Source organism: Brevibacterium sp. LE-L (assembly GCF_050214925.1).
Classification (GTDB): Bacteria; Actinomycetota; Actinomycetes; order Actinomycetales; family Brevibacteriaceae; genus Brevibacterium.
The window spans coordinates 3,940,542-3,956,637 of record NZ_CP189759.1 but is presented as its reverse complement, the minus strand read 5'-3'; the positions used below and the strand labels follow the sequence as shown (position 1 = coordinate 3,956,637).

Genomic DNA, 16,096 nt, shown 5'->3' with positions numbered 1-16,096 from the left:
CAGTGTTGTTTGATCGGAGTCGCAAGTGGATATACATCGAATTGAACCATGGGATCCTCCCCGCCCGCCAAAGCGAAAAATGAAACGAGAGACCTGGGGTAAAGCTGTCGCAGACTCGCCGGATCATGGACCTCGGGCTGGTGCGCTTCCCGAGGATCTGGATGGCCTTATTGGCCGTGACCTGGAGTACCTCTTGATCAATGTGGAAAGTGAAATTCTTACTGCCAAGATCCTTTCGAGCGATGAAGACAAGGTGTCGGCTTTTCTGAAGAATCCAGGAATCGCTCTGTTTGGCGCAATGATTCCCCTGGCAATCGCTGGCGCATCTTCTAGCTTGATTGCTTTGACCGGCATGGCTGGGCTAGTGCTCTTTACGATCGGATCGCTCAACATCAGAGTAAGTAAGCGTGAAGCGGCCCTTCAAGCGCGCAACTTTGATCGAGAGCGCATTTTACGAGCAATTGAACGCAAGGACGGCGAGAGCGGGTCTTCAGCTGAGCGCAGGGGCGGTCAGGCCGGGCCGACCGAGTGAGACCTTTGAAAATCATTGCCGAACGAAGTGCATGCGGTCGATTGCGCTCGTTCTAATTATCGGAAGTTGTAGTTCGGCAAAGACTTATCGTCCGCTTTGCGGATCAGGCAGAGATGCCTGCCGAGTAAATTGAAGCTCGCTGTCAGCGTTCGCGCCAGCCGAGGCGGGTGGAGATGTCGGCGGCGGCCGAGGTGAGGAGCTCCCGGGCGGAGCGGACCTTCTCCTCGGTGAAGCGGAAGCTCGGCCCCGAAGCCGAAATGGAAGCGATGACATCGCCATGCGCATTGCGCACGGGAGCGGAGACTGCGGTGAGCCCGACCTCGAGCTCATCGATGACGACCGAGGACCCCCTCTCGACCACCTCGGCGATCTCTGTCATCAACCGGGGCAGCGAGGTCACGGTCTGGGGTGTGTAGGACTGGAGCCGGGTGCCGAGGACGGAGCGGATGCCGGCCTCGCTCAGGCCCGAGAGAAGGACCTTGCCGTTCGAGGTCGCGTGCAGGGGAATGCGCTGGCCGACCCAGTTGTGGCTCTGCACCGAGGACGTGCCTGAGGCCTGATCGAGATAGAGGGCGGCGCCGTCGGAGAGGACCGCGATGTTGATCGTCTCCCCGGTCTCCTCGGCGAGCATCTTCGTGATCGGTCTGGCCTCCTGGACGATGTCGAGGCGCGCGGTCGTGGCACCGGCCAGCCGCAGGATGCCCAGGCCGAGTCGGTACTTGCCGCGCAGCTGATCCTGCTCGACGAGTCCCCGGGCCTCGAGGGTGGAGACGATGCGTGAGGCCGTCGACTTGTGGACGCCGAGTTCCTTGGCGATTTCGGTGACTCCTGCCAGCCCGGTGCGGGCGATGATCTCGAGGATCGTCACCGCCCGATCGACGGACTGGACGGAGCCCGGCGCCGAGGCGGGAGTGGGCTCGGATGCGGGGTCCCGGGGAGATGCGCTGTTGCTCATTTCGAAACTGTAACGCACGTGGCACAACCCGAACAGACTCCCGCGGGCGTGGGGTAGGGTGAGTGCGGTCGGCAGGACGAGAGCCCGCCGGCCTACTTTCCCCGACGGAGTTGAGCACGATGACCAATGGGACCCAGTCGATCGACCGGGCGGCAGAGATCCTGTCGCTGGTGGTGAAGGCGGACGAACCGATCTCCTACACCGAGGTGGTGGGGGCCACGGAGCTGGCCCGTTCGACGGTCTCCCGTCTGCTTTCCGCGCTCGAGCGCAATGGTCTGGTCGAGCGTGACGGTGACGGCCTCTATCGCGGCGGCTCCCTCTTCGCCACCTATGCCTCGCGTTTCGATCGTGTGGAGAACCTCGTCTCCGCCGCCGATCCGACCCTGCAGCGTCTCAGTGAGGAGACCGGCGAGACGGTCAACCTAGCCGTGCCGAGCGCAGACGGGGTTGTGCAGATCGCTCAGGTCGATTCGACCTTCGTCCTCGGTGCGACGAACTGGGCCGATGTCGATGTTCCGCCGCACTGCTCAGCACTGGGGAAGGTCATGTACGCCTTCGACATCATTCCGCTGCCGACCGGTCGGCTCGAGCGTCGCACCGAACGGACCTTGGGTTCGCGCAAAGAGCTCACCGATGACCTCGCCGAGGTGCGTGAGCGTGGATACGCGATCGTGCACGAGGAATTCGAGATCGGCCTCGACGCCCTGGCGGCACCCGTGTTCGGTGTCGACGGCGACGTCGTCGCGGCCGTGGGGATCTCGGGGCCGACGATGCGCATCGCCGAGCACCATGACCGCCTCGGCGCTCTGCTCGCCGACGAGGCGGGACTGCTGTCCCGCAGCCTCAAACGCAAGGTCACCCACCATTAAGAGGGCGGCGCAGCCGATCCGACCCGCATCTACTGCAGGCTGGTGAATTCCTCTGCCCCGCCGAGGGGTGCGAGCTGTTTGCGCCGCCAGATCTCCGTGTCCTTGATCTGGTTGAACGTGTAGATGTGCAGACCCGCCACACCCATGGCCGGGTCATCGAGAACCGGAGCGAGCTTGTCGAGGAACTTCCGCGGGTTGTAGCCGCCGGGCTTGACCATCCGTGTGAAAGTCGCGGTGTTCTTCCGCAGGAACCGCGTGGACTCGCCCACCCCGATCTTCGTCGCCACCCGAGCGAGCTTCGTCAGCTCGACCTTGCCGGCGATGCCGAGCATGAGCGGCAGCTCGATGCCGCGCGCCCTCACTCTGGCCACCCATGATGTGACGACCGCCGGGTCGAAGCACAGATTCGACACGAGGTGCGTGGCGTAGTCGCGCTTGTCCCACATCGCCTGGATGGTCACGTCATCGGCGATGACCGGATGCGATTCCGGGTAGGCGCTGACGCCGATGTGCTGGAACGGGGCGGCCATGCTCGAGAGGTCGACGAGGAGGTCGTGCGCTCCGACGTACCCGCCGGCCGGGGGAGTGGCGTCACCGGCGGGGACGAAGATCCGGTCGACCCCCGCCTCGGCGAGTCGATCGACGATCTCGGTGAGCTCGGATCGGCCCTGGACCATCCGTGCGGCGATATGGGGGACGGCGCGAAAGCCGAGGGCCTGGAGCTGCTCGGCCGTCGACAGGGTCGCTTCGAGGGTCAGCCCCGTCGATGCGGTGACCGTGATCTCGCGGCCGGGCGCGACGTACTCGCCGACGCGTTCGACGATTCCCGCCGTGGGCAGTATTTCGTAGCGAGCGGTGCTGAGAAGTGTGCGCAGCGTTTCCTGTGACATCTTCGTCTCCTTCGCGGAGGTCGATTCATGAAACTCGGATTCCGAGTCCCTTGCGTCCCGGTGTCTTCGATCCTACACTCATTACACCCATGATATGGGAATTGAGTTCCATAATATAAAACTGTGCGAGCAGGGGGAACACCATGGACAACAACGTCCCCACAGTGGACCAAAGCGACAGACAAGTCCCGATCAACCTACGTCAATCCGGCCCGACCCCGGTCGAGATGCTTATCGACACCCGCGTCCGCAAGTCCCCGTACTGGGAACTGTCCATGCAGCAAGGATGCTGGCGGGCATCGATCTACAACCGGATGTACCACCCACGTGGCTACATTCCCCGCGAAGAGGGCGGGATGATGGCCGAGTACCAGTCCCTCGTCAACGATGTGACCTTGTGGAACGTGGCCGTCGAACGGCAGATCCAGGTCAAGGGTCCCGACGCCGAGGCGTTCGTCAACTTCGTCATCACCCGTGATGCGACGAAGATCCCGGTCATGCGTGCCCGTTACGTCATCCTGTGCAATGAGGCAGGCGGCATCCTCAACGATCCGATCCTGCTGCGGGTCGCGATCGACGAATTCTGGTTCAGCCTCTCCGACACCGATCTCATGCTCTGGCTGCAGGGGGTCAACGTCGGCCACCGCTTCGATGTCACGATCCAGGAGATCGACGTCGCGCCGGTGCAGGTCCAGGGTCCGAAGTCCGTCGACGTCATCGCCGATCTCGTCGGCGAGGAAGGACGGAACCTGCCGAGCTACGGCCTCATGGAGGCCCAGGTCGGCGGCCACGACGTCATCATCTCCCAGACCGGGTTCACCGGGGAGAAGGGCTACGAGATCTACCTCAAGGACGCGACGAAATACGCCGAGGACATGTGGAACGCCGTGCTCGACGCCGGTGAACCCTACAACCTCAAGGTCGTTGCGCCCAGCCACCACCGCAGGATCGCCGCCGGCATTCTGTCGTGGGGCCAGGACATGGACTTCGAGACCCTGCCGTTCCAGGTCAACCTGTCCTACCAGGTGCCGCGGAAGAAGGAGGCCGGCTACATCGGCAAGACCCGCCTCGAGGAGGTGCGTCGGCTCATCGAAGCCGGAACTCCGCCGTATCGCACGCAGCTGGTGGGTCTGCTGGTCGGTGGGAAACCGATCACGGACTATGCGCCGGACTTCTGGCACGTCAGTGCCAGTGCCGAGGGTGAGGCCGTCGGCTACGTGACCTCACCGTGGTACTCACCGGAGCTCGAGGCGAACATCGCGATGGCGCATGTGCCCGTCGAGGCGTCCGCGCTCGGCACCGAATACTGGGTGCATCTGCCGGAGCCGTTCGCAGACACCCCGGGGGTTCCGGTCCGCGCCGAGGTGGTCGAGATGCCCTTCCGCCCGAGCGTCAACCCCAACCAGCGCGAACGTCTGAAGATGCGCGGCCTCGACGCCGCCGTCTGAGGCGACTCTCGCTCTCGAGACCGAACGCGGTCGCCGTTGCGCACAGCCGGCGGCCGCGTTCGCATGCCCGCAGCCCCTTCATCGCTGCCGCCCAGCACCACTGGCAGACTGCGACTCCGCGACTCACTTGCCGCGCAGGGCCTTGACCTTCGCGAGGAGTTCGTTCTCCGCGTTCGGGCCGGCCTTGATGCCGGTGGGCAGCCGGAACATGAACCAGATGCCGACGAGGAGCCAGACGGCGAAACCGACCCACGACTGCCATTCCAGCTGTGCGGAGACCGGGGTGATCGGGATGTAGAGGATGAACAGGATGAAGGTGAGCACGGAGGAGATGACTCCGATGACCAATCCGCCGTTGCGCGCTCCGCCGATGCGCAGCGGACGTTCCATGTTCGGCTCGCGCTTGCGCAGGACGAGGAAGCCGATGCTGACGAGGAAGTAGGCGATGACGATGGCCGGTGAACCGGCGTCGACGATCCAGCCGAGTGCAGCGGTGCCGAAGAATGGGGCGATGGCGGAGAGGAGACCGATGAAGATGATCGCATTCGACGGGGTGCGGTACTTCGGGTGGAGCTTGCCGAACCACTTCGGGACCATGCCCGCGGCGGCCATCGCCCACATGAGTCGCGAGGAGCCCATGAGGAAGGCGTTCCAGGAGGTGATGATGCCGGCCAGGCCGCCGGCGATGACGATCTTGCCCCAGATGGGTGAGCCGAACATGACGGAGAGTGCATCGGCGGTGACCAGGTCGTGCGTGCCGAGCTGATCAGCGGGCATGGCCATCGACGTCGTCCCGATGATGATCACGTAGAAGGCGATGGCCATGACGACCGACAGCACCACGAGCTTGCCGATCTTGGCCGGTGGGAGTTTGACCTCCTCGGCGGACTGCGGGATGACATCGAAGCCGACGAAGAGGAACGGAACAACGGCCATCACGCCGATGAAGCCGGCTCCGCCTCCGGTGAAGAACGGTTCGGTGTTCTCGATCTTGCCGCCGACGAAGCCGCCGGTGAGAAGCATGAGGCCGACGATGATGAGGAACCACACGACGAAGGTCTGCACAAGTGAGGCGACCTTGACGCCGCGGATGTTGATCCAGGCGATGACGATCGCGGTGATCGTGCCGACCAGGGCCCACGTGAGGTAGACGTCGAAGCCGGCCACGTTCCAGAGTTTGATCTGTTCGAGGTTCGGGAACAGGTAGAGGGCGGTCTTCGGCACCGACACCGCCTCGAACATCACGACGCTGATGTAGCCGCCGGTGATCGCCCAGGAGCCGAAGAGGGAGACGCGTGGGCCCATCGCCCGGATGAGGTAGTTGTGCTCACCTCCGGCGTGCGGCATGGCGGCCACCATCTCGGAATACACCGTGCCGACGAAGCACATGATGATGCCGCCGACGATGAAGGCGAGGACCGCGCCGAGGGTGCCGGCGCCGTTGAGCCATTCCCCGGTGAGGACGACCCAGCCGAATCCGATCATCGCGCCGAAGCCGATGAAGAGGGCATCGACCGTGCCGAGCGCTCTGACGAACCCGTGGCCTCTGTCGTTCGCTTCAGTTTGGGTCTGACTCATGGCACGCCTCTCGCAGTCCGTCATCACTGAGATGCACAGTAGCAGGATTCTGAGCGTTTCCGGTCAGTTGACCTCACACTGTCTCGGTGGGCGAAAGCGCACCGGTCGCCTCGGGGGCAGGCGCGTTCTCTGCCCCGAGGCGGATGCGCATCAGTCGCCGAGGTCGACGACCTCGAACTCGAGGAGGTCGGCCTGCTCGGAAACCGGCTGCTTCCCCATGGATTCGTGGGCCGGCGAACGCTTGGCCTTCCAGTTCTCGAAATCCTCGCGGGTCGCCCACTGGGTGTAGACGAAGTACTTGTCGCCGCCGGCGACCGGTCGCAGCAGCTGGAAGCCTTCGAAGCCGGGGGCCTCATCGACCGAGTGCTTGCGGTCGGCAAAGCGCTTCTCGAGTTCGGCGCGGGCCGGTTCGGGGACGGTGAGTGCGTTGATGGCGACGACTGACATGGTTGCTCCTTTTCAGCAGTGTCTGCAGAGACGTCATTTGTCGGCGAGCTCGGGTGCTCGAAGGCTGCGATGGACGAGACGCTTCGGGTGAGCATCGAACTCATTTCGACCCTACGACCTCGACCCGAGTCCCAGCTGAGCAGTCCGGCAGTTCGCACGGGCTGTCTCAGAAGCGGTGCTGAATCGTGGACCGGGTCCCGGACGATCCGTGCGGGCAAACAGGTCGGAATCCATCACGGATCGACCGGAACTCCACGATCAGTCCTATTCGACGACCTCGAGCTGAGTGAACTGCATGCCGGGAGAGTGGATCTCGGCTGCACGCCGGATCCGTTCGGCAGTGAGTTCGCTGATAGTGGGGAAGGCACGGTCGGCCTTGTCGCCGCTGTCCGAGGTCGCCCGACCACCCGCAGGGCCACCCCCACCCGCAGGGCCACCCCTGCCACCCCCAGCGCCAGCCCCACCACCCGCAGCCACCACAGCGCGGGCGTTCTTCGACCGCAGCGGTTCCGGCGTCTGGACGAGCACGAACGACCGCGACCCGGAATCCCGTTCGTTCGCGGCCATCACCGCCTGCGCCGTCGTGCCGGACCCGGCGAAGAAATCGAGGACGATCGCCTCGGGGTCGAAGAAGGTCTGCGAGGCGACCAGGGCCTTCACCAGCTCGACCGGCTTCGGATAGCTGAACACCCCGCCGAGGCCCAGAGGCTCCAGATCGTTCTGCCCGCCGAGCGCCTTGATGATCGAATACAGCTTCGAACTCGCCTTCTCCGCCGGAGTCACTCGCACCACCGCGTGCTTGCCCGCTTTCCCCCACGGCCGCAGGATGTACTCGCCCGATGCCAGCTTCGCGTCTACCTCGGCGAGCTTCTTCGCGCCCTTGACCTCGAGGATGTCCTCGTACATCAGCCGCCGCTCCGAGCCTCGGGCGTAGCGGCCGAATCCTGCCCGCAGCACATCGGTCTCGACGAGCATGCGCCGGCCGTCGATCATCTCGAGCTTCGCAGGTGACTTCTTCTCCGTGAGGAAGGGCCCGACCCGGGTCGCATCGCGCCCCCACACGTGGATGTAGTCGTGTCCGCGCACGAATGACGGAGCATTGCCCCCGCCCTTGGCGCGCTGATGGATGAGCGTGCCCAGCGCATTGTCCTCGCCGAAGATCTCGTGCCCGAGCAGCTGCGCCCACGCGCTTTCGACATCGTCGAGGTGGAGGAAGAGCACCCCGTCTTCGCGCAGCAGCTCGCGAGCCAGCAGCAGCCTCGGCGCCATGAAGGACAGCCAGCTGGCATGGTCGTGCCCGTGGTCCTTGTACGTGTGCGCATTGCCCGTGTTGTACGGCGGATCGATGTAGATGACCTTGACCTGCCCCCGATGCGTGGCGAGCAGGGCGGTGAGGGCCGGCAGATTGTCGCCGACGAGAAGGAGGTTCTCACGCAGATCCGGGGTCTGAGGGGCGCCGTCACCGTCGCGCAGCTGCGCACCGCGATCACCGGCGCCGAGGCGGGGGCCCGGTCGGCGTGTGCCCTCGGCCGACGAACCCTCACCGAGGCTCCTGCTCATGCCCTCGGAGACGAGGCGACGACCGAGGGTGAAAGCCGCGTGCTTGCCGGGCCAATCCAGGACGGTCGTCATCCTTCTCCTTCGTCTCGAACGGTGACAAGATTGCTGTATGAGTATTTCACGAGTGGCCGTCGTCGGCGCCGGCATCCTCGGCGTCGCCACGGCGCGGGAGATCGCAGCGCGGTTCCCCGACGCCGAACTCACTGTCATCGACAAGGCGGATGACGTCGCTGCACATCAGAGTGGCCACACCACGGGAATCGTCGATTCGGGGCTCGACCGGATTCCCGGATCGGCCGAGGCCGAACTCGCGCGCCGAGGCGTCGAGCTGCTGGTCCCATTCGTGTCCGAACGCGGCATCCCCTACCGCGAGTGCGGGCAGCTCATGGTCGCCCAGAACACCGACGAGGCCGATCGGCTCGAAGAGATCTTCGCTCGCGCGAAGGACAACGGCATCCCCGGAGTGCGGCTGCTCGAGCGCAAGGAGATGAGCGAGGTCGAACCCGAAGCCAGGGGGGTGCTCGGACTGTACTCGCCGCATGCGGCAGTCACCGACTTCGGTGCCCTCACCGAGGCGCTCGCCTCCGACGTCAGCGCCGCCGGCGGCGCATTCCGCTTCGCCACCGAGGTCACCGGATTCGACATCATGAGCAATGAGGTGCGGATCCGAGGGCGGGCGATGGCTGCCGATGAGCAGGTGGACGAGGCGCCGCGGACCTACTACGGCAATGAGGATACGCGGCCGGTCGTCGACTTCGGCGAGGAGCTGCGCAGCCGATTCGGAGGCCAGGATTGGTTCCGGCAGGTCGAGGGCACCCTGCACGACTGGTCGGAGAAGTTCTTGAGCTCCTGGTCCGGTGGCGGACGCGGTGAGGACCATCGGGGCCCGGCTGACCAGGACGGACCCGGCGGGGGAGCAGGCGACGGCACTCGAGGCTCCGGAGACGATTCGACCGGATCGGGCAAGAGGGCGCGCCGCGAGATGCCCGAGACGACGATCGGCACCTTCGACCTCGTCTTCGTCTGCGCCGGACTGCAGGCCGACCGCCTGGCCGCAGCCGCAGGATTGGAGGCCGATCCGCGTATCGTGCCCTTCACCAGCGACTATTACGAGATCCCGGCGGCCTCCGCCGAGGCGGTGCGCGGCATCATCGGCTCCGTTCCCGATCCGGATGCGCCCTTCGCCGAGACCGGGATGGTCAGAGGGGTCAACGGCTCGCTGATGCTCGGGCCCAACACCTTCGTCTCGCTCGGTCGGGAGAAGTACGACAGGCGCGGCTTCGACCTCGGCGATATGGGGTCGACCGCGAAGTTCTCCGGCTTCTGGAAATTCGCTGCCCAGACCGCGCGCACCGCCGCGCACGGGGCGAAGACGACAGTCAGTCGGAAGGCATTCATCGACAGCGTCGAGAAGTACGTGCCGACGATCGACGGGGACTCCGTCGAAACCGGGCCGCGCGGCGTCCGGGCGCAGGCGATGAACTCCGATGGCGAGCTGCTCGATGAACTCATCATCGCCACTCGCGGGCGGCTGACCGCGGTCAGGGCAGTCCCACGCTGGGGAGCCACCTCGGCGCTGGCCATCGCCGAACGGATCGTCGGTGAAGCAGCGGGGGCACGCGGGCGCTGAACGTCAGGGTCTGCTGGGAGCGGACGAGCGCAGGTCGCTTCTATCAGTCGACCGATGAGGAATGGCGCGGACTGCGCTCGGTCTCGGCCCTTGCTCTGCCGGAGCTCGCGGAACCGATCGCCGCGAATCTCGAGAAGTCGACGAAGCGATGATGGGCAGACTGTGCTCCTGAACCGATCACGGCGATGACTGGTCGCTGCGCCTGAGCCTGCCCGCAGACGCGGACATCGCCGAGGCGAACGCCCCGTCTCTGAGGTCCGATCAGGACCTGTTCGCTGCTCTCAACGGCATCACCGACCGTCGGCGTGTGCCCGAAGGAGTCATGGCGTTCGAGCAGACGGACAGCGGTCCGGCCCACATCGTCGACCTCCGCGTCCCCCGTGGATTCCGGGGCAGTCTCACCTTCATGCCCGTGCCTCGCGGCATCGAGACCGCGGGCCGGGACACATGGCTGGCGGCCTACGGGAATGCGTTCCTCCCGGCCGGCACCGGGCTGCGCACGGTTGCGGACCTGTTCGGACGCCCCGTCTTCGAGGTCTCCGCACCCGATGCCAAACCCCTCATCTGGACTGCGGAAGCGGCCACTGACGCCGAGGTGGCCGGCGGAACTTCGGGCGGCGACGGGAGGCAGCCCCACCTCGGCGAACGGATCGAAGTGCTCGACGGCACCACAAGGTGGGTCCTCACGTACCAGCCGAAGCGGGCATCCGCCTCGGCGCCGGTGCTCGTCGTCTTCGACGGGAAGGCCTTCGTCGACGGCGGTCTGCTCACCACGATCGACGAACTCGTCGGCCCGCCCTCGCTCGTCATCGGGGTTGACCACGCACCGATCGACACCGCAGCGGACAGCGGGGCCGACCCGGGTGAGGCGTTCGCATTGCGGGCCTCCGACTTGGTGATGAACCCGAGATTCTGCGACGACGTCCTCACCCTCGTCGCTTCGCTGGCGCCGAATGCCCGCGATCGGACGATCGTGGCCGGGGCCTCCTACGGCGGACTGGCCGCGACCTACTTCGTCCTGAGGCATCCGGAGGCGTGCCGCGCGATCAGCCTTTCACCCTCGTTCTGGGCCTCGGATTCGGAAGGGAAGCGAATCTGGGAGCACTTCCGGGCAGGGACCAGTCCCGAATTCCTCATCCACCACGGCGCCTTGGAATCGGAGATCGCCCGTTCCGTCGCCGAGGCGAGAGCTGAGTTCGTCCGTCGCGGGCCCAGCCCACGATGCGACACGTTCTCCGGCGGCCACGAGTACCTGTGGTGGAGAGAGCTCCTCCCCGGCCACCTCGCCGAGCTGCTCGCCGAGAACCGCGATATGAGCACACTGTGAGTCTCGGCCGAGTTCAGTCGGAGTGCCGTTCGAGGAACTCGTAGACCTCGGTGTCGTCGACGCCGGGCACGGCACCGGGCGGGACAGCGGCCAGCAGCGAGGCGTGCATGCGCGCTGACGGCAGTGCCTGATCCTCCCATTTCTCCGCGAGGTCTGCCGGTGCCTGCCGGCAGCAGGAGGGGTCCGGGCATTCGGACTTCGAGCGGATCGACGATTCGCGGCCTTCGAACCACCGGACGTGGGCGAACGGGACGCCGACGCTGATCGCGAAATCACCGCCGGGCAGAACGCGGGCCGTGCACCAATACGAACCCTGCGGAGTGTCGGTGTACTGGTAGTAGGGGCTGAAGCGGTCGGCGACGCGGAAGACCGTGCGTGAGGTGAAGCGTTTGCACGCGAACTGACCCTCGATCGCGCCGAGCGGATCGGTGGGGAAGGGCAGGCCGTCGTTCGAGTACGCCTTGTGGATCGTGCCCGAGTTGTGCACCTTCATGAAGTGGACGGGCAGGCCGAGGTGTTCGGTCGCGAGGTTCGTGAACCGGTGGGCGGCCATCTCGTAGCCGACGCCGAACATATCGCGCAGGTGCTCGACCGAGAGCACCCGCTTCTTCTTCTCCTCTTCGAGGATCGGCACGGCCGCAGACTCGGGCAGGAGGATTGCCGCAGCCAGATAGTTCGCCTCCACCCGCTGCTGGAGGAACTCATGGAAGTCCTTCGGAGAGTCATAGCCGAGCACGTGCGGGGCCAGACTCATAAGCAGGTGGGAACGCGGGTCGAAAGCGGCATCGGAGTTGGGCAGGTAGAGCCGTTTGTTCCCGGTGTCCGAGATCGACCGGGTCGACTCGGGCAGATCCGAGACGTAGTGGAGGCTGAATCCGAGCTTCTCGGCGATGAGCGCCGTCTGCCGCTGCGAGACCGTGCCCGATTCGTAGCCGACGAGGTCGAGCAGCTCGGCGGCGGTGGCCTCGAGCTCGGCGAAGTAGTTGTTCTTCTCCTTCATCCGATCGCGCAGCTCACGGTTCGCCCGCCGCGCTTCTTCGGGGGTGGCCGCGCGACGTTCGAGGACCTCGCCGAGCTTACGCTGCAGACCGACGATCGCCTCGAGCGCATCCGCCGGCAGCGATTTGATCCTCACCTGCGGAAGCCCCAGGGAGGAGTACATCGGCGAGGCCTGATTGCGTTCGGCTTCGAGTTCGAGAGCCTGCCGGTCGTCGATCGGGGCGGGATCGATGAGGTCGGCGACATCGGTCTTCAGGGCCTTGGCGATGGCGGCCAGGAGCGTGACAGAAGTTTCTCGCTTACCGTTCTCGATCGTCGAGATCTGCGAGGCTGCACGCCCGACTTCCTGTCCCAGCTCATTCAGTGTCAGCCCGCGTTGTTTTCGAAAAAACCGGATTCTTCTGCCGATGCTCAAGGGATCGGTCTGCTGTTCCTCGTCCTCGACTTCCGCTCTAATGCTGACCAAGGCGGCTCCAATCGTTTCTGTGCGCTGGTTCACATGCGTGGAAATCAGTATGACAGAACGAGGAAATTTCTGAAACCGGAAATTTCGCACTTATTCATCCGAAAATCCCCTACCTGAACCCTTGCGGCCCCCGCAGACTGGATACATCAACAACCCCGAACGAAAGGGAAAGTGAAGGACAATGACTGAGAACACCACGCAGAACAGCTTGCACGATGCTGAGGCGATCCGCCGCGACTGGGCGACCAACGCCCGCTGGTCGGGAATCGCTCGCGACTACGAGCCCGAGGACGTCGTCAAACTGCGCGGATCTCTGATCGAGGAGCACACGCTGGCCCGTCACGGTGCCGAGCGCCTGTGGAAGCAGATCAGCTCGAGCGACATCAAGTCCGGCGAATACGTCAACGCACTCGGTGCGCTGACCGGCAACCAGGCCGTCGAACAGGTCAAGGCCGGTCTCAACGCCATCTACCTCTCCGGTTGGCAGGTCGCCGCCGACGCGAACGCAGCCGGCCAGACCTACCCGGATCAGTCGATCTACCCGGCCAACTCGGTTCCGCAGGTGGTTCGCCGCATCAACAATGCGCTCATGCGTGCCGACCAGATCGAGACCTCGGAAGGCAACAAGCAGGTCGATGACTGGTTCGCTCCGATCGTCGCCGACGCGGAAGCAGGCTTCGGCGGTTCGATCAACGTCTACGAGCTCATGCGTTCGATGATCAATGCCGGCGCGGCCGGTGTGCACTTCGAAGATCAGCTCGGTTCTGAGAAGAAGTGCGGCCACCTCGGCGGCAAGGTCCTCGTTCCGACCTCGCAGCACATCCGCACGCTGAACGCGGCGCGTCTGGCAGCCGACGTGGAGAACGTGCCCAGCCTCGTCATCGCCCGCACCGACGCCGAGGCGGCCACGCTCATGACCTCGGACATCGACGAGCGCGATCAGCAGTTCGTCACCGGTGAGCGCACCTCCGAGGGCTTCTACAAGATCCGCAACGGCATCGAAGCAGGCATCGCCCGCGGTCTGTCCTACGCTCCCTACGCGGATCTGCTGTGGATGGAGACCTCCACCCCGGACCTCGCCGCCGCGAAGGAATTCGCGGATGCGATCCACGCGGAGTACCCGGACCAGATGCTGGCCTACAACTGCTCGCCGTCGTTCAACTGGAAGAAGCACCTCGACGATGCGACCATCGCGAAATTCCAGCGCGAGCTCGGAGCCATGGGCTACAAGTTCCAGTTCATCACCCTGGCCGGCTTCCACGCCCTGAACTACTCGATGTTCGATCTGGCCCACGGCTACGCTCGGGAGCAGATGAAGGCCTACGTCGAGCTGCAGGAGCGCGAGTTCGCCGCCGAGGATCGCGGCTACACCGCAACCCGCCACCAGCGCGAGGTCGGCACCGGCTACTTCGACCTGGTCTCGACCGCGCTCAACCCGGAGTCCTCGACGACGGCTCTGGCCGGTTCGACCGAGACCGCTCAGTTCAGCTGAGTCCGACCGGCTCTTCGGAGCACCGCCCGCCCGGGCTTCGCGGCCCGGGTGCGGCACCGGCCATCGGCCGCTTGGAACCCGGCGCGGATCGGCAATGTTTTCACGGGGTTTGCATTGTCGGTCCGCGCCGTCACACCCACCGATGGCAGCGACCACTTACTTCACGGCACGAACCCCCGCAGCACCACACAAGCACCGCATCACTTCCACTGCAATGACACCTTCCGGCAGCACTGACACTCCGGCAGCACACTACGACGGGTGAGGAGAAGCCCATGTCTTACATCAAGATCAACGCGCCGCTCGAAACCGGCTTCGGCACCGTCCTCTCGGAGCCCGCTCTGACGTTCATCGCCACACTCCACGACGAGTTCGCCGGCACCATTGCCGATCTGCTGCGCGCACGCCGCAATCGCCAGGCCGAGATGAACGGCGGAACCCTCCCGCGCTTCAAGCCGGAGACCGCCCGCATCCGCGCCGACAGGTCCTGGACCGTCGCCGGCTCGGCAGGAGCTCCCGGACTCGAAGATCGCCGCGTCGAACTCACCGGCCCGGTCACCGAGACCGAAGTCGTGGCCGCGCTGAACTCGCAGGCGAAGGTGTGGCTGGCCGACCTCGAAGACGCCACGAGCCCCACCTGGGCCAACATCATCGGCGGTCAGCTCAATCTCTACCGCGCCATCCGCGCTCAGCTGCCCGGAGTGAAGAACCCGAACCAGCAGCCGACGATCGGGCTGCGTCCTCGCGGCTGGCACCTGCCGGAGAAGCACCTGCTCTACGTCGATGACAGCGGCAGCGAATTCGCCGCCTCTGGTGCACTGGTCGACTTCGGTCTGTACTTCTTCCACAACGCCCGCCACCTCATCGACGCCGGCTCCGGCCCGTACTTCTACCTGCCGAAGCTCGAGTCCTCGCAGGAAGCACGTCTGTGGAACAAGATCTTCGTCCGTGCGCAGAACATGCTCGGCATCGAGCAGGGCACCATCCGCGCCACCGCTCACATCGAGACGATCACCGCGGTGTTCCAGATGGAAGAGATCCTCTTCGAACTGCGTGAGCACTGCGCCGGTCTCGAGGCCGCCGGCTGGGACTACCTGTTCTCCGTGGTGAAGAACCTGCGCAACGCCACCGACTACGTGCTGCCCGACCGGGAGCGCCTGACGATGGACCTGCCGCTGATGAAGGCATTCACCGATCGTCTGGTGGCGACCTGCCACCGCCGCGGTGCGCACGCTATCGGCACGATGTCGAACCTCATGTCCGACCATCCGGACGAAGCGTTCGTCGCTGCCGAGTTCGAACGCATGCGTGAGGACAAGGCTCGTGAGGCCTGGCAGGGCTTCGACGGCACCTGGGTCGCCGACCCGGCTCTCGTGCCGGCCGCTCTGGCCGTGTTCGACGCGGCTCTCGGCTCGAAGCCGCACCAGCTGGAGAACATGCGACCCGATGTGCAGGTGACCAGTGAGAACATCCTCGACGTCACCGGTCTCGAGCCGATCGTGACCGAAGAGGGCGTGCGGGTGAACATCCGTGTGGCCATCGGGTACATGAACGAATGGCTCGGCGGCAACGGTCACGTGGCGCTGGAGAACCAGCTCGAGGATGTCTCGACCGCGGAGATCTGCCGCTCGCAGATCTGGCAGTGGATCCACCATGAGGTGACTCTCGACAATGGGCAGAAGCTGACCCGTCACCTGGCTGAGCGCTACCTCGGCGAGGAGCTGGCGGCGATGGATCGTCGTCCCGATGATCACCTCGACGAGGCAGTGGAGATCTTCCGCACGACGGCCCTCGACGAGCCCTTCGCGGAGTTCCTCACGATGCCGGCCTACACCGAGCACCTGGTCGACCGGGTGTCGAAGAAGGCCGCGACCGAGGCCTCCGTAGCCTGACCAATTACTAC

At 65.1% G+C, this 16,096-nt stretch carries 13 protein-coding genes; 7 read left to right on the top strand and 6 right to left on the bottom strand.

Annotated elements, in window-relative coordinates; genetic code table 11:
- Window positions 1-79 precede the first annotated feature (79 nt).
- Window positions 80-532, top strand: coding sequence for a hypothetical protein (locus ACQE2J_RS17910; RefSeq protein ID WP_135540664.1), 453 nt, complete (start codon window positions 80-82; stop codon window positions 530-532).
- 142 nt (window positions 533-674) lie between these two features.
- Here ACQE2J_RS17910 and ACQE2J_RS17905 read toward each other — a convergent pair whose 3' ends face one another.
- On the bottom strand, window positions 675-1,487 hold the full coding sequence (locus tag ACQE2J_RS17905; protein WP_426936783.1) for an IclR family transcriptional regulator: 813 nt from the start codon (window positions 1,485-1,487) through the stop codon (window positions 675-677).
- A gap of 119 nt (window positions 1,488-1,606) precedes the next feature.
- Between ACQE2J_RS17905 and ACQE2J_RS17900 the strand changes: the two genes are divergently transcribed.
- Window positions 1,607-2,356, top strand: a complete 750-nt coding sequence (locus ACQE2J_RS17900; protein ID WP_135540668.1) for an IclR family transcriptional regulator — start codon at window positions 1,607-1,609, stop codon at window positions 2,354-2,356.
- 29 nt (window positions 2,357-2,385) lie between these two features.
- Here ACQE2J_RS17900 and ACQE2J_RS17895 read toward each other — a convergent pair whose 3' ends face one another.
- The gene (locus ACQE2J_RS17895; RefSeq protein WP_426936782.1) at window positions 2,386-3,246 is read right to left on the bottom strand and encodes a methylenetetrahydrofolate reductase; all 861 of its coding nucleotides are present in this window, start codon (window positions 3,244-3,246) and stop codon (window positions 2,386-2,388) included.
- Between the two features lie 227 nt (window positions 3,247-3,473).
- Between ACQE2J_RS17895 and ACQE2J_RS17890 the strand changes: the two genes are divergently transcribed.
- Window positions 3,474-4,694, top strand: coding sequence for a glycine cleavage T C-terminal barrel domain-containing protein (locus ACQE2J_RS17890; RefSeq protein ID WP_205683362.1), 1,221 nt, complete (start codon window positions 3,474-3,476; stop codon window positions 4,692-4,694).
- A gap of 123 nt (window positions 4,695-4,817) precedes the next feature.
- Here ACQE2J_RS17890 and ACQE2J_RS17885 read toward each other — a convergent pair whose 3' ends face one another.
- The 3 genes from ACQE2J_RS17885 to ACQE2J_RS17875 form a co-directional block, all read right to left on the bottom strand.
- On the bottom strand, window positions 4,818-6,272 hold the full coding sequence (locus ACQE2J_RS17885; RefSeq protein WP_426936781.1) for an APC family permease: 1,455 nt from the start codon (window positions 6,270-6,272) through the stop codon (window positions 4,818-4,820).
- Between the two features lie 150 nt (window positions 6,273-6,422).
- Window positions 6,423-6,719, bottom strand: a complete 297-nt coding sequence (locus tag ACQE2J_RS17880; RefSeq protein ID WP_426936780.1) for an antibiotic biosynthesis monooxygenase family protein — start codon at window positions 6,717-6,719, stop codon at window positions 6,423-6,425.
- 264 nt (window positions 6,720-6,983) lie between these two features.
- The gene (locus ACQE2J_RS17875; RefSeq protein WP_426936779.1) at window positions 6,984-8,351 is read right to left on the bottom strand and encodes a DNA methyltransferase; all 1,368 of its coding nucleotides are present in this window, start codon (window positions 8,349-8,351) and stop codon (window positions 6,984-6,986) included.
- 37 nt (window positions 8,352-8,388) lie between these two features.
- On the opposite strand from ACQE2J_RS17875, the gene ACQE2J_RS17870 reads away from it, so the two are divergent.
- Complete coding sequence (locus tag ACQE2J_RS17870) at window positions 8,389-9,909, top strand: FAD-dependent oxidoreductase (RefSeq protein WP_426936778.1); 1,521 nt, start codon at window positions 8,389-8,391, stop codon at window positions 9,907-9,909.
- Between the two features lie 322 nt (window positions 9,910-10,231).
- The gene (locus ACQE2J_RS17865) at window positions 10,232-11,236 is read left to right on the top strand and encodes an alpha/beta hydrolase (RefSeq protein WP_426936777.1); all 1,005 of its coding nucleotides are present in this window, start codon (window positions 10,232-10,234) and stop codon (window positions 11,234-11,236) included.
- Between the two features lie 13 nt (window positions 11,237-11,249).
- On the opposite strand, the gene ACQE2J_RS17860 is transcribed toward ACQE2J_RS17865, so the two are convergent.
- The gene (locus tag ACQE2J_RS17860; protein WP_426936776.1) at window positions 11,250-12,701 is read right to left on the bottom strand and encodes a helix-turn-helix domain-containing protein; all 1,452 of its coding nucleotides are present in this window, start codon (window positions 12,699-12,701) and stop codon (window positions 11,250-11,252) included.
- Window positions 12,702-12,882: 181 nt separating this feature from the next.
- On the opposite strand from ACQE2J_RS17860, the gene aceA reads away from it, so the two are divergent.
- Both aceA and aceB read left to right on the top strand, forming a co-directional pair.
- Complete coding sequence (gene aceA / locus ACQE2J_RS17855; RefSeq protein WP_135540684.1) at window positions 12,883-14,193, top strand: isocitrate lyase; 1,311 nt, start codon at window positions 12,883-12,885, stop codon at window positions 14,191-14,193.
- A gap of 275 nt (window positions 14,194-14,468) precedes the next feature.
- Window positions 14,469-16,085 (top strand): malate synthase A, encoded by a 1,617-nt coding sequence (aceB, locus tag ACQE2J_RS17850; RefSeq protein WP_426936775.1) that lies wholly within the window; start codon window positions 14,469-14,471, stop codon window positions 16,083-16,085.
- The last annotated feature ends 11 nt before the right edge of the window (window positions 16,086-16,096 follow it).